This is a genomic window from Acidithiobacillus sp. M4-SHS-6 (assembly GCF_047421495.1).
In the GTDB taxonomy this organism is placed as follows: domain Bacteria; phylum Pseudomonadota; class Gammaproteobacteria; order Acidithiobacillales; family Acidithiobacillaceae; genus Acidithiobacillus.
Map to the genome: position 1 here is coordinate 1,950,123 of NZ_CP175559.1, position 14,508 is coordinate 1,964,630.

At 54.0% G+C, this 14,508-nt stretch carries 12 protein-coding genes and 1 tRNA gene; 4 read left to right on the forward strand and 9 right to left on the reverse strand.

The window, feature by feature from the left end:
- Window positions 1-11 precede the first annotated feature (11 nt).
- Together ACJU26_RS10225 and ACJU26_RS10230 are read left to right on the forward strand one after the other, a co-directional pair.
- Window positions 12-980, forward strand: a complete 969-nt coding sequence (locus ACJU26_RS10225; RefSeq protein WP_414039553.1) for a YgfZ/GcvT domain-containing protein — start codon at window positions 12-14, stop codon at window positions 978-980.
- A gap of 3 nt (window positions 981-983) precedes the next feature.
- Window positions 984-1,334 (forward strand): hypothetical protein, encoded by a 351-nt coding sequence (locus ACJU26_RS10230; RefSeq protein WP_414039554.1) that lies wholly within the window; start codon window positions 984-986, stop codon window positions 1,332-1,334.
- 139 nt (window positions 1,335-1,473) lie between these two features.
- On the opposite strand, the gene cydC is transcribed toward ACJU26_RS10230, so the two are convergent.
- The 5 genes from cydC to ACJU26_RS10255 form a co-directional block, all read right to left on the reverse strand.
- Window positions 1,474-3,237 (reverse strand): thiol reductant ABC exporter subunit CydC, encoded by a 1,764-nt coding sequence (cydC, locus tag ACJU26_RS10235; RefSeq protein WP_414039555.1) that lies wholly within the window; start codon window positions 3,235-3,237, stop codon window positions 1,474-1,476.
- A complete protein-coding gene (gene cydD, locus ACJU26_RS10240) occupies window positions 3,230-4,984 on the reverse strand; it encodes a thiol reductant ABC exporter subunit CydD (RefSeq protein ID WP_414039556.1) in 1,755 nt (584 codons plus the stop codon). The genes cydC and cydD overlap by 8 nt, the downstream gene beginning before the upstream one ends.
- A 77-nt stretch (window positions 4,985-5,061) precedes the next feature.
- Window positions 5,062-6,189 (reverse strand): FIST N-terminal domain-containing protein, encoded by a 1,128-nt coding sequence (locus ACJU26_RS10245; protein ID WP_414039557.1) that lies wholly within the window; start codon window positions 6,187-6,189, stop codon window positions 5,062-5,064.
- 72 nt (window positions 6,190-6,261) lie between these two features.
- Window positions 6,262-6,337, reverse strand: a tRNA-Ala gene (locus tag ACJU26_RS10250).
- A gap of 205 nt (window positions 6,338-6,542) precedes the next feature.
- Complete coding sequence (locus tag ACJU26_RS10255; protein WP_414039558.1) at window positions 6,543-6,932, reverse strand: hypothetical protein; 390 nt, start codon at window positions 6,930-6,932, stop codon at window positions 6,543-6,545.
- Window positions 6,933-7,059: 127 nt separating this feature from the next.
- Between ACJU26_RS10255 and ACJU26_RS10260 the strand changes: the two genes are divergently transcribed.
- A complete protein-coding gene (locus tag ACJU26_RS10260; protein ID WP_414039559.1) occupies window positions 7,060-8,103 on the forward strand; it encodes a complex I NDUFA9 subunit family protein in 1,044 nt (347 codons plus the stop codon).
- 57 nt (window positions 8,104-8,160) lie between these two features.
- Here the strand turns inward: ACJU26_RS10260 and ACJU26_RS10265 are convergent, their stop codons facing one another.
- From ACJU26_RS10265 to ACJU26_RS10280, 4 genes are read right to left on the reverse strand one after another with little or no spacing between them, the layout of a single operon-like run.
- Window positions 8,161-8,577 (reverse strand): tetratricopeptide repeat protein, encoded by a 417-nt coding sequence (locus ACJU26_RS10265; RefSeq protein ID WP_414039560.1) that lies wholly within the window; start codon window positions 8,575-8,577, stop codon window positions 8,161-8,163.
- A 4-nt stretch (window positions 8,578-8,581) separates the two neighbouring features.
- Window positions 8,582-10,669, reverse strand: a complete 2,088-nt coding sequence (gene mdoH / locus ACJU26_RS10270) for a glucans biosynthesis glucosyltransferase MdoH (RefSeq protein WP_414041963.1) — start codon at window positions 10,667-10,669, stop codon at window positions 8,582-8,584.
- Window positions 10,670-10,673: 4 nt separating this feature from the next.
- Window positions 10,674-11,177 (reverse strand): hypothetical protein, encoded by a 504-nt coding sequence (locus tag ACJU26_RS10275; RefSeq protein WP_414039561.1) that lies wholly within the window; start codon window positions 11,175-11,177, stop codon window positions 10,674-10,676.
- Between the two features lie 5 nt (window positions 11,178-11,182).
- On the reverse strand, window positions 11,183-12,718 hold the full coding sequence (locus ACJU26_RS10280) for a glucan biosynthesis protein (RefSeq protein ID WP_414039562.1): 1,536 nt from the start codon (window positions 12,716-12,718) through the stop codon (window positions 11,183-11,185).
- Between the two features lie 357 nt (window positions 12,719-13,075).
- On the opposite strand from ACJU26_RS10280, the gene ACJU26_RS10285 reads away from it, so the two are divergent.
- The gene (locus ACJU26_RS10285) at window positions 13,076-14,506 is read left to right on the forward strand and encodes a dihydrolipoyl dehydrogenase family protein (protein ID WP_414039563.1); all 1,431 of its coding nucleotides are present in this window, start codon (window positions 13,076-13,078) and stop codon (window positions 14,504-14,506) included.
- Window positions 14,507-14,508 lie beyond the last annotated feature (2 nt).

The following is a 14,508-nucleotide window of genomic DNA, read 5'->3' on the forward strand; positions in this document are numbered from 1 at the left end:
AGTATCCATTTATGTCATCAGCCGCCATCCAGTTTTCCCTCCTCAGCAGCGAACTGGGACTCATCCATGCTCATGGAGCGGACGCCGAAAAATTTCTGCAGGGTCAATTCTCCAATGATCTGCGCAGCTTGACCAGTAGCGGCCAGGGACAATGGAGCAGTTATAGCACCGCCAAAGGACGGATGATCGCCAATTTTTATGTGCAACGTGTTGATGATCACTTCTGGTTGAGCCTTTCCAGCAGTTTGGTGGAGATAGTTGCAGAACGCCTGCGCAAATTCCGGATGATGGCCAAGCTGGAAATTGAAAATGCGGAACCCGCTCATGGGCTCATGGCCATCTATGGAACGGGTGCTGGGAAATGGCTGGCGCAGATTTTGGGCTGCGGCATGCCGGAGCATGAAAATGGGGGCATCGTTCGGGATGACTGGGTAGTGAGCCGTCTGCCCTGGGCCGGGCAAGAAATCTACCAGATGATCGCTCCGGCCGAAAAACTGGCCGCACTACGAGATGCCCTGATGCGATCAGGTGCGCAGGAAGCCTCTGGCGAACAATGGCGTTTGACCGCCATTCAGGCAGGGGTGGGTTACATCAGCCTGGATACCAGCGAGAAAGTCATTCCCCAGGAACTCAATCTGGAAGTACTGGGTGGAATCAATTTTAAAAAAGGCTGCTATCCCGGTCAGGAAATCGTTGCCCGCTCTCACTACCTGGGCAAACTCAAAAATCAGATGTATGCAGTCAGTGCCAGTCATCCCCTGCCTGTAGGCACAGGAGTATTTGCTGACAGCATGGGGGAGCAAAGTATCGGTCTGATCATCAATAGCGCCGCATCCAGCCCTGGCCAGTATGCGGCATTGGCGGTTCTGCGTGCCGCCAATATCGGCGAGACACTCCGGGTGGGGGCCTTGAACGGCGCAGAATTACTCGTGCAAAAACTACCTTACACCCTGCCACTGGACATGCCCAAAGAGGCTTGAATAATGTGGGGGATTGTCGCGGGGCTGGTCAGTTATCCGGTATTTTCCTGGCACAGCAAGCGTTTTCTGGATGATCAGGGGCTGGAATCGGGATTTACCCGGATGCTTCTGGTATTCCTGGTGGCCACCATGCTCTCGTCGGCATTGGGCTATGGCGTATCCTGGCTCACTACCCCAGCCCATACGCAAAGTACCCAGGCAAGCCTGGAAAAAAAGAGCACGCTCATTCTCGGCAAGGAACTCAGTTGCCTGCATAACCCGTCAAGTCCGGCTTGTCAGTCGGCAGCCCAGCAAGGAAAAGCGCTGGAGAACCAGTTGCTGGGCAGCCTCGGTGCGGGCAGCAGCCAACAATAAAGTTATCCCAGGCAGTTATCAGACGAAAACTCACCTTCATGGTTCAAACAGTTCGTCTGTCGGGCGCGGCATTTTAGCATGAATAACAACGGCTTTGGCCAAAGTCGTGACAAGGCGCCCAAGTCCACAGCCGACTCTTTCAGGACACCTTATCCCCGGTAACGCCATGCCGGAAAGTCGCAAAATGGCTGAGCTGTCCGCCTTTTTTCAACAGCTCGGCATAGGTTCCTGATTCCACGATGCGCCCTTCATCCATGATAAATACCTGATCCATCTGCTCCAGGCCCAGCAAACGATGGGTAATGTACAGCACCGTGCGCCCTGCCATGAGGGGCTGCAAATCCCGCAGAAATTCCATTTCCGTGACGGGATCCAGCCCTTCCGTCGGCTCGTCCAGAACCAGCCAGGGCGCATTTTTGAGGATGGCTCTGGCAATAGCCACGCGCCGGCCCTGCCCGCCCGATAGTTTCACTCCACCCTCTCCGACAATGGTATCCAGTCCGTCTGGCTGACTGCGCACAAAGGTGTCCAGCTGTGCCGCCGCCAGAGCCTTCCAGAGTTCCTCTTCTTCCGCATCCCCTTTGGCGACCAGCAGATTGTCGCGGATGGTGGTGTGAAATAAATAGGATCGCTGGGAAACCACGGCAAAAAATTCCCGCAAATGATCGGCAGGAAAACTTTTGAGCTCATGTCCCCCCAATTGCGCGGTACCGGACTGGTAGTCATAAAATCGCAACAACAAATTGGCAAGGCTGCTTTTACCGGCACCCGTTGCTCCCAGCACCGCCACCTTGCTGCCCGCCTTGATCTGGAGATTCACGCCGGCCAGAGCATCCTGCTGGCTACCGGGATAACGCAAATGTAAATTCTCCAGCAACAGGTCCGGTTGTTGCACTTCTGGAGCCGGGCCACTGGCATCGGGAAAGGGCAAGGGGCTGTCGGCCACGGAAAAAATCCGTCGTGCCGCCTGACGGGTCTGTCCCAGAAACTGAAAAGCCAGTGGTAAGGCGACAATGGCCTCAAAAGAACCCATCACCCCCAAGGCAAACATGGGCAAATCCGAAGGACCGAGGTGCCCACCATGAATCAGGGGAATAGCCAGGATCAAAATCACCCAGATAGCCAGATTCCCCATGAAGCTCATCCCGGCCGTGCCAAGTCCACTGATCTGGGCCATTTTGGCCTGCCGCTGCAAGATGGTATCATTCAAGTTATTACTGCGGCGTAGAATTTCCGGTCCCGCCCCGTAAGTGAGCAATTCACCCATACCCTGCATACCATCCACCAACTGCACCCTATACTCGGACTGTAAATTGGTCATTTCGGCGCCACTGCGCGCGCCCAGACGCTCCGCGAGCAGGGGCAAAGCCAGTCCGGAAATGGCCAGAAACAAAAACAGGGCGATGGCCAGCCGCCAGGCAAAAAATGCAAAAAAACCGGACATCACTAGCGTTGCCAGACCGGCTACCAGAAATGGCGTGAACACCCGCAGATAAAAGTTGTTGAGGGTGTCAATATCCGCGACCAGGCGGGATAAAATATCTCCGGAACGATAACCCTGCAGTCCCGCCGGTGCCAGCGGTTCGAGCCGACTGTAAAACCAGCTGCGCAACTGGGCCAGCAAACGAAAAGTGGCTTCGTGGGTGATCACCCGTTCCAGCCAGCGGGAGATGACCCGGGTCGTGGCAAAGGCTCTGACTCCGGCTGCCGGCAAGAAAAAATTATATAAATTAAGAGTGGCGTAACCGCCCAGACCAGCCACAGCAGCACTAGCCAGAAACCAACCGGAAAGCGCCAGCAGACCAAAATTGGACAATATGGTCAGCAATGCCAGCAGTGCACCGCCCAGCATCCAGAATTTATAGGGGAAAAACAGTTTTAAAAGCCGCCAGTAATCAGACATGGATTTCTCCCCGATAAGCAGCCACCATGCGGGCATAAACACCGCCGGTGGCCAATAATTCCTCGTGGCTTCCACATTCTGCCACCTTGCCCGCCTCCAGAACAATGATATGATCGGCTCTTTCTGCCGTGGCCAGGCGATGGGCGATCACAATGGCTGTACGACCGTGAATCAAGGTCTGCATGGCATCCAGCACCAAGGCCTCGTTTTCCATATCCAGGTTGGCGGTCGCTTCATCCAGTATGAATAGCGGAGGATTTTTGAGAAATGCCCGCGCCAAGGCAATACGTTGAATTTGCCCCCCGGAAAGCCCCTGGCCGAGATCACCGATCATACTGTCGAACCCTTGAGGCAAGGCTTCGATAAATTCCAGGGCATGGGCATTTTTGGCCGCTTCGCGGAGAGCTGCCAGATCGGCATCCGGTCGACCCAAACGGATATTGTCGGCAATACTCCCATGAAAAAGCCGGGGATTTTGTGGTACCCAGGCGAGTTGCCGCCACCACAGTTGCGGATCTATGGCATTCAAGGGCATCTGCCCATTGACGAGAATCTCGCCCTTGTCCGCATGGACAAATCCGAGAATGGCATTGGCCAGGGTGCTTTTACCAGCACCGCTGGAACCTACCAGAGCCGTGACCTTACCTGCGGGAAATTCGGCAGTAACTCCATCCAGCGCCATCCGACCGGGTTCATAGGAAAAACACAAATCGCGAATGACCAGACCGATTTCCCGGGAATGTACATAGTTCATGGCAGGCTGGGATTTTTCCGGCAGGGGCATATCCAGTATTTCGAAAATACGTTTGGCGGCAGCAATGGCGCTCATGCGGGCATGATAGTGGGTAGAAAGGCCGCGCAGCGGATTAAAATACTCCGGAGCCAACAGCAATACAAAAAAGGCGGTGTAAAAAGTGACCGCCGCATGGACCTCAAGCAGGCGGGCACCCAGAGAAACGGCCACCAGGGCAATGGACAGACTGGCAAAAAACTCCAGCACGGCGGAGGTCAAAAAGGCTACCCGCAATCCCGCCATGGTAGTGCGCCGGTAATCATCCGATATACGCGCCACGATTTCGATCTCATCTTTGGCACGGCCGAAAATCTTGAGGGTGGTCAGGCCCTGCACCACATCCAGAAAGTGCGCACTCATCAGCAGCATTTTGCGCCACTGCCGCTGATTGACCGCTTCGGCCGCATAACCGACCAGCACCATGAAAAAAGGTACCAGAGGCCCGGTAATCAGCAAAATCAGTCCACTGATCCAATCCTCGGGAAACACCACCACCAGAATGGCCAGAGGGATCAGACTGACCAGGGCCATTTGCGGTAAGTAGCGGGAAAAATAAGGCTCCAGTGCCTCGACCCCCTCTATCATGGTGCTGGCGATATCAGCGCTGCGCTCCCCGGCAATAGCCACTGGCCCCAGTTGCAACAAATGATTCAGCAGTTGTTCACGCAGATAGCTTTTAATGCTTGCACTGGCCCGAAACGCCACCAGTTCGCCAGCCCAGGACAAGGCGGCCCGCAACACAAACAAGGCCAGCATTGCCCAGAGCAAGGGCATGACTGCAGTGAGGCCAAGTCCCTCAAAAGAGACGCCATTGACAATATGGGCCAGAATAAAGGCCTGGAGAATAATCAGCAGTCCTGCTGCCAGACCCAGCCCGATCCCGAAGTACAAGGTACCCCGGGTTCGTCGCCCTTCCTGCATCAAGCGTTGATCTATGCGTACTGGTTTAGACATTATCAACCTCTAATATACTGATTGAACTGTAGCACAGCCCTACGTTTGTCTCATCCCGTTAAGGAAACATCCCCTACTCAATCATCCAGAAACAGGGTCAACACTCCGGTGTAACCATATATTTTATCATGGGATATTTCACCGTTGGCAAAAAAACCGACGAGCGGAAAATGGCCCAGCCGGGATTCAATCAAGCGCAATTCCGCAGAATCCGGTCCAAACAATCCCTCGCCTCTTCCCAGACAGGAAAAATACAAGCCTCCGCGAATAGGCCTTCCAGCGACCAGTTTTCCCAGTTCGTCCAGCATTCTCAACAAATCTTCCCGAGCCGTGCCACCATCGCGCTTGCAAAACATCAGCGACTGACCCGATTCGATATATTCGCCAATTGCCATCAATTTACGATCCGTATCCACAGCAATCAGATTACGAACGGTATAATCACCGCGATCATCATTTTTTACTGGCAACGCGACAAAAATAAAACCGGCCGCCTTTTGTAAATCTCGGGCAAGAATTTCACCCACTTCTTCATATAAAACATCCAGGGCTGGCCGCTTATCGAGCGTTCCGACAATGTTGCTTTTGGCATCTCCGATGACATGCAAAGGTCCGATAGGACTACAGCCCTGGGAAAGACGCGTCACAATAGAAACTTTTTCACTGAAAGCAACGCCGCTCAACCCACCGTGAACGAGTTTATCCGCAACTTGCACACCCTTGCCGCGCGTACTGCTGAGTCCGCCGGTGATAAAACCGCTCTGGGTCTTGCTGGCCAGGTCACGTACCAGATCAGGGAGATCGGGTGTGGACGTATCTGCATGCACAACCGCGAAAAATGGGACCTTCGTACCGACTTGCAGGGGTGGGGACGAAACAAAGGAAGCCATGCTCGAAAAAACAGCCAATTCTGATTCGGGAATATCTGTAACCATCAAAGCCAGGGCGGGTTGATCCAGATATTCCTGGCCGGTGGCACAAATGCCCATACCAACACAACCTATCCAGTGTTGAACGTCCAACCGCTGTTTCAATTCCATGAGCAGGTCCGGGAAAGCGTTCTCCAATAAATCAGAGACATACAAAAATCCCAAGGTTCCAGTACGCGCCTGATTCCCTACCATTTCCAGCGCGCCCGCCAAAGCCACGCGCCAATCCGGATCAGAAGCATGTCCATAAGCAAATGGCCGCTTGAAATTGTGCACGAACCCCTCCAGGCAGAATGAAACGCCAAAACAAAAAGAGCCAGAGCTGAACTCTGACTCTTTGTGCGTATCTGGTGGAGCCAAGCGGGATCGAACCGCTGACCTCTTGAATGCCATTCAAGCGCTCTCCCAGCTGAGCTATGGCCCCGATGTCGCGTAATATATGGATTTGCTCTGACACTGTCAAATACTATTTGTTGCCACTTATTGCTTTGTATCCATCATCACGACCTCCGACACCCCTGATTGTGGCCTTGCCGCCACAAAATATCCCTTTGTCGAAAAAACGGTTATCTAATCAGATGGTTGCCCAACAGAATCATAAGGAATGGATAAATACCGCGAAAACATGGCTACTCTCGCCGTGCTTCCACCCGCCGTTGCCAGGCGAGAATGGCATCCACTATCTCCTGATCAAAATCCCGGCTTTCATGTTCCTTGACCAGCTTGCGAACCATTTCTACCTGACTACTGATTTCAAAGGTTTTTCTGATCTCGACAAAATATGGGTCATTTTCCAGATAACAGTTTTCCTGCAATGTGCTGCGTTTTATTTTCAGTACCTTGCCCGTATCAGACTGACAGCGAACCTGTTTGGAGCGGATTTCAGTCACCTCATATTTTTGTACCCCCTTGATGGTACCGCTATAGGGAACATGCTCCACAACCCAGAACACATCGCCAATTTCCGCATCGGCAAAATCCAGTTGTTTATGATAGGCATCGTTTTGGGGGATCAGCATCCGTCTTACTCCTCAATGTGCTTTCCTTATAGCCTACCATCATGCCCTGATTCAAACTTTCTGCGCCTTCTGCGCAAAGCAACCTGTGCTATGCTCTGTCAGATAATTTGAGGAGGAGTACAAGCTCATGGCAACACATAAGATTTGTATTCTGGGTGGGACGGGTTTTGTCGGACGACATCTGGCGGAGCGGCTCAGTCAGGATGGACATCATATCCGGATTCTGACCCGCAATCGCGAGCGTAATCGGGAAAATCTGCTGGTTCTTCCGCAGGTGGAAGTGATCGAGTGTAATGTGCATGATCCCTTTGCCCTGGAGCAGCAACTGCAAGGACGGGATGTAGTGATCAATCTGGTGGGCATTCTCAACGAGAACCGTCCTGGGCGAACAGACTACCCACCTGAACGCCACGGCGATTTTGAAAAAAACCATATCGAACTGCCCCGTCGCGTCGCCAATTTATGCGGACATCTGGGCATACCCCGCCTCCTGCACATGAGCGCGCTGGGGGCGAGTCCGATTGCGCCCAGTGCCTATTTGCGTTCCAAGGGCATCGGTGAGGAAATCATTCGTCAGTCCGGCGAGGATAGCGCTCAAAAGGGGTACTTCAATTATCTGAATGGCCCGAAACTGCTCTGGGGTCGAGGGCTCAAAGTGACTTCTTTTCGCCCTTCCGTAATATTTGGCGAAGGCGACAGCTTTTTCAACCGCTTCGCCCAATTACTGCGCAACATCCCGCTTTTCCTGCCCATGGCCGGCACCCAGGCAAAAATGCAGCCAGTATGGATTGAAGATGTGGTCAGCGCTTTCGTGCAGTCCATCGACAACGAAAAAACCTATGGCAAGGCTTATGATCTTTGTGGCCCCAAGGTCTATACCCTGGGTGAGTTGATCGCTTATACCCAAAGCCTGATCGGCACCCACCGCAAGGTGATTGCGCTTTGTCCCTTGCTGGGCAACCTGCAGGCTGGTCTGATGGAAAAGCTGCCCGGCAAGGTGCTGACCCGCGACAATTTACGCTCCCTGTCCGTGGACAACATCTGCACCAAAAAAGACTTGCAGGAGGTATTTGGCATCCAGACAACAGCTATCGAGAGTATTGTGCCAAGCTACCTGGGCGGGAAAGGCCAACATACCGAGCGTCTCTCTGAAATCCGTAATCGTCGCTAGGCAAAGTATCTTTGCTTCTGGAAAGGACCGCAGGTGCAAACCAGCCGTAGATGACAGCTAATGGATTGACCCCTGGTCGCCACAGCCGAATTGGGCAATGAGCGCCTCGGCCTGCTCTGCGGAAACCTCACCGAGAATAGCAGTCATACCTGCCTGGGCACGGGTGTCACCCTGGGCTGCCGCAAGGCTGAACAACTCATAGGCGCTGGACAGGTCCTGTTGCAGCCCCTGTCCATGATAAAACAGGAGCCCCAGGTTGAATTGCGCGGGAGCGTCATTCTGGTCCGCAGCGGCACTGTACCACCGCGCCGCTTCCTGATAGTCCCTGGGAACTTCGACACCTTCCGCATATTTCACACCCATGTTGAATTGGGCGACAGGATCTCCCGCCTGGGCCCGCGCGCGCATGTCCTTCAGGTCATTGCGGATACCCGCCAAAGCCATGAGATCCAGAGTTTCCCCATTTTTCGCCATTGTTTTATTGTCCCGCCGCATTGATGAGTTCATCCTGATCGTCACTCTCCAACCCCCAGGCCGTCAAGCGCTTCCGGTCATTCATGGACCACACGGCACGATGCAGGGACAGCATGGAATTTCGATCACTCAAGAGGATATTACGTTCCCGCTTACTCAGTTGCTGTGGGCCTTCTTCCAACGCCTTATGACAGAGACTGGCGGCGCGTGGCCATAATCCGGTGCGATTGCGCTGCAAGGCGCTGTGAATGGCATTGAAACGTGGATCTACCACGACCTGAACAAAAGCATCTCCCTCGATATGGGGCAGATAGGCCACACTGTCGCTATCCAGTGACTGCAATTCTTCCGGGACGACGACTTCTTCGGGGATCACGAACAGCCGGTGCTGGCGTGCCCAGCGTCCCAATCCAGGTCTACTGGTCCAGGCCCCCAAAGGCACTGCGGCAATCAGCCCGCCCAAAATCGGCACCAGCCAGATAAAATGCCAGCAACCCAGAAAAGGGTAAAGGGCTACCGTTAGTACCAAACCCAGGGCAGAACACCAACCAAAAAAACCCAGAGCCACGGGCCAACTGGTTTCCTGATCACCCCGCACCTGAGCCCCCCAACGCACCCCTTTTCCCAACAGCGTCTGAATCACAAACTGACTGTGAAAGGCCATCCGGATGGGTGCCATCAGCACGGAAAACACGCTTTCGACCAACATGCTGATAACCAGATGGAACAAGCCACCAAATTGGTGACGTCGGCCAGGCTGACGGGCCACCCAGAGAATGGCCATCCACTTGGGAGAAAGCAATAAAATGGCCGTGACTCCAAACAGCCAGAAGGGCATCGGGTCGATGGTGCTTCCCCAATGAAAGGGAGTGACCGCATCGTCATTTCCGCCTCCGGCCCAATGCAGGGAACCCAGGGCACCCAGAATCAGAAACAATCCCCAGAGCGGTGCGGCGAGGAAAGACATGGCGCCATTGATGAACAAAAAGCGATGGGCAGAGCGTAGCCCTTCTCCCGCCAGCAGCCGTAAGTGCTGCAAATTTCCCTGGGCCCAGCGCCGATCCCGTTTCAGGTCATCAATCAAGGTGGGAGGCACTTCTTCATAGCTGCCAGGAAGACTGGGCACAAACCAGACTTCCCAGCCATTTCGGGCCATGAGTGCTGCCTCGACAAAATCGTGGCTCAACAAAGGGCCACCCAGTGGCGGCCGTCCGGGCAACACCGGCAGAGCACAGAACGCGGTGAAAGGTGCCGTGCGCAATATGGCATTGTGCCCAATATAATGGCCATCGCCCAACTGCCAGAAGCGTAATCCGGCACTGAAAATGGGTCCGTAGAGATGCTGGGCAAATTGCTGGAGGCGCGCATACAGGGTTTCCCGGTTCACCGCGACGGGTTGGGTCTGGATGATGCCCACCTGGGGATTTCCCTCCATCATTTCCAGCATCCGGTAAAGGGTTTCGCCGTTCATGACACTATCGGCGTCGAGGACCACCATATATTCGTAATCGCGCCCCCAGCGTCGACAAAAATCAGCGACATTACCACTTTTGGCCTTGTTGTTGACGGGACGTCGCCGGTAGTGAATTTTGCCAAAGGCGTCCAGCGATTCGCAGAGTGCGGACCAGACCAGTTCTTCCCGCAACCAGATATCCGGATTGCGGGTGTCACTGAGGAGAAAAAACTCAAAATGGGCCAGAGCCCCTGCCCGCTGCAAGGATTTAAAAGTAGCCTGCAGGCCAGCGGCGACACGCTCCACATCCTCATTATAGATAGGCATGAGAATGGCCACTTTATGTTGCGGATTGGGCTCGGCCAGACGCAGTTCCGGACTGCCGGGGGCGGTATCCGTGCGTCCGCTCATGAGCAGAATAAAGCCTACCAGGGCTGTCCAGAACCCGGCGGATATCCAGGCAAAAAGCATGGAAAAAATGAGGAGGGTAGGAATTTCCAGCCAGAGAGGTAAACGATCAGTCAGCACCTGATCCAGCATCAGACCGGCGCTACAGGCCGGCAAAATGATAAAAGCACTGAGCCAGTAGCGTCGGTACCGGCTGATGGTTTCCCATGGTCGAGCCGAGGAGGTCCGCAGCAATTCAGGCTTCTCCGGTCAAAATGTGGCGACTGGCCCGTACCTTGCTGCGGCAGAAAAGGGCTTTCCACAAACGGGACACGGCGTACACCCAGGAACGATTCATGGGAAGAGAGGCCATGGTACTGCGATGAATGGCCGGGGCTACCAATTGCTGTAAGTATCGGGAGGAGCGCGCATCCTGGGCCGTATTGACAGGCATGCACAGGGAAAGATCCAGGCGGGCATCCAGCTCGTCGCCATTACCCAAGGTCGCCAGTGCCTGGTGCAGGCTGGCAAAAGCCCGTGCAAAAAGGGCACCCTGGTCCCATTCCACCTCTTGCAACTGACTGACTACCTGGGCGCGAATCCATAAGCGCTGGGCATCGGTGAGTGCCAGACGCGCCATGTAGCGCTCCATACGGACAAGTACCGGTGCGCTATTGGCGACGACCATGGCCTCTGCTGACCAACCCGGCGACCATTCGCCCGCAGGATTGACGCTATAGCTTGATTCATCTTTAAACATAACACCTACTCCTTTGCCGCATGAAGAAGATAAGTCCAGGTATTGGTCATGACCTGCTTATCGAGGGTTAAATAACAACGCACATTACTGGGTGTACCCGTTTGGGGTTGAATGATCGCAATCACTCGCCAGAAATGTGCTTGGGCATCCCATTCCAGTTTTTGACTGAGCACCTTGCCACCATTTTCTGCACTAAGATGAGCCTCAATGGGCATATTGCCGGGCAATTTCGTCAGGGCACCGCCAGCAAAATCAATAACCACCGTACGTGCTCCAGCCGTTTTGGGATCATCACCCAGGTAGGTTCCCACCGGATGAGCCAACGGAATCAAACCGTGGTTATCCAGAAAAAAACGGAGATTATAGGCAAAATGCAAGGGGGTTTTGGGGGCGGGTTCTGCGGCGGGCACCCAGAAAACATCAATATTGTCCATGTCCCGGTTGTTGGTAGGCAATTCCACCAGGCGTACCTGCCCCTTCCCCCAATCACCCACCGGTTGCACCCAGACACTGGGACGCCGCTGATACTGGGTTTCGATGCCCTGATAGGCGGAAAACCGGCGATCCTGCTGAATCAACCCGAAACCCACGGGATGATCCATACTGTATGTCGTGGTTTGAATATGCAGAGGATTATCAATGGGCCGGGTTAGCCATTCGCCATTGCCGTCGGCCATGACCAGATCGCTGGAATCATGCTGGGCAGGATGCCAGTCACCGGCCGTAATGCCGCGACCATGACCATGCCAATACATGCTGGTCAAGGGCGCGAGTTCCAGAACCTGCACCGGCTTGCGCAGGTAGATAGTCGCCTGCACCTGCACGGTAGTGCTGTCGCCAGGCTGAATGGTGAAACGATAAGCTCCGGTCGCGACCGGACTGTCCATGAGCGCGTACACGACCATGTCCTGGGCTCCGGGCTGCGGTTTTTCCAGCCAGATTTCCTTGAAATACGGAAAAATTTCACCGGAAGGCTGGGCGGTATCAATTCCCAGACCACGAGCGGAAGTGCCATAGATGGCATGCTTACCTACCGCGCGGAAATACGTTGCCCCCAGAAAGGAAATAAATTCATTATAGTTCGGAGGGGTATTGAGTGGAGCCAGCAAACGAAAACCGGCATAACCCAGGTCGCTGGGCAGATCTGCAGGCACCTTGAGATTGCCAAAGCTGAACTCGCTGAGTTTAAAGGGAATGGGACGGACCTGGCCATTCACCACTTCCCGGATCATTTCAGGCTGATGAAACCAGGAACCCGGCAGATAAAATTGCGCCTGGAAAGGGGTGTTCTCATTTTGCCAGAGGGGCGTAATGTCCTGAATCTGACTATATTGTTCAGGACTGAGATTCTTAAGGAAGGCAGGAATCGGCAAGGGCTTGGGGTTATAAGGCCTATCCATCAGTGTGTAGGCCTTGGATTCAACCGTCCGCATGTTAAAATCGCCTGCCAGAGCCGCAACGCCACAAGCCCAGCCAGACAAACCGAGCAGCAGAGCTGAAGCAAGCTTCCAAGAGGATCGATGGTTATGAAATTTACGCATATCATACTTAAAGCAAAGCTCATGCCAATATTTTAACTCTTTGTTAAAAATAACTTTTTTATATTTTATCGCATCAATCTGTCGCTTAAGCCCGACGCCATGCACCAGGATTGTCCAGGAAAAATGCCCCAAAACATGGATATTCCTATCCACTGTTTCAGGAAGTTCATTACAACAGCCTGAAAATATTAATTTATCGTCAATTCCTGTTAAACTGATGCAGCAACAGGGGTCACCCGGGCGGGACCATAACAAATATTATGGCGTCGCTGAAAAACAACAGCATAATTTATGAACTCAAAAAGTCTCATTAAAAGCTTTTGAAAGATTGTTCAAGTACAAGAAAAGGATGGGTTTATGAAATACTATCAAGTAGATCTCACGATTATTGGCAGTGGCCCAGGAGGCTATCGGGCGGCTGTGCTGGCGGCCTTGCGTGGCCAAAAAGTGGCTATTGTCGAAAGGGCCACCTGGGGAGGCACCTGCCTCAATCGCGGTTGCGTCCCCAAAAAAGACTGGCACGAAACCGCCAAATGGATTGAACAAAGTCGGCATTATGCCCAACGGGGGGTCATTGGTCCGGATTTGACGGGAGACATGAATCAGGCCTGGGAACACCAGCATCAGGTCGTGGAAACGGTGCGCGGCAGTTACATGGATTACCTCAAGCGCCTGGGGGTGCAACTGTTGGATGGCCGGGGCAGTTTTCAGGATCCGCAGACAATTGTTGTGCAAAACCCGGATGGAGATAGCCAGCAGATACAGACCCGATACAGCATCATTGCTACGGGCTCTACGCCTGCCCTACCTCAAGGTATTCAGACGGTCCCCGGGAAAGTGCTCACCAGCGATATGCTCTACGACGAAGCTGCACCTGCCGGCAAACGCGTCATCCTCATTGGCGGTGGCGTGATCGGAACAGAATTTGCCTATATTTTTCGGCAACTGGGTAAAGATGTGCAGTGGCTGGTGAACTCCCCTTCCCTGTCCCATACCCAATATTCACCCCAGGCCAAGGATACCCTGAAAGCTGCCCTCCATGCCCTCGATATTCATGCCCAGGAGCATTTCCGGGTGAGCCGCGTTGCCCATGACGCGCAGGGCGTGACGGTATTTGCGGAAGATGGACAAAGCGTTCAGGGACACTGGGTCCTGCTCGCCACGGGGCGGCAACCCTTCACCCAGGGACTGGGCCTCGAGAACACGGCGGTCAATCTTGATGAACAGGGCTTCGTGGCAACCGATATCTATCTGGAAACCGCAGAGCCCGGTGTTTTCGCACTGGGTGATGTGGTGGGTCCGATCATGAATGCCAATCAGGCCATGAGTGATGCGCAAATCATTGTCCATAACCTGCTCAGCAAGGAAAAAATGGCGCGCAATCCGGCCTGGGTACCGGAACTGGTGTATTCCGCAGTAGAACTGGCCCGCATTGGGCTGGATGAAGATACCGCCGAGGATGAAGGCTTTGAGCCAGCCGTGGGCTTTGCCGCCTTTGAGACGTCTCCGCGCGCATTGGGGCAGGATGACACAGCAGGTTTTGTGCGGCTGCTGGCTGACATGGACAGCGGTGAATTGTTGGGAGGCGAAATTGTCGGCCGGGATGCTGGCGAGCTGATTCATCTGCTCGCCAATAGCGGCAATCGCCAAGAGGCGCTCCGCCGCATCGCGGAAACCCGCGTCAATCATCCCTCCCGCGCCGAAGAACTGGTCAACGCCACCGAGACCCTGGCGGCCCGCTGGGGACTGGAAGAACAAATTTTTGGTGCTGGCGAGCCAGCAGAGTAGCC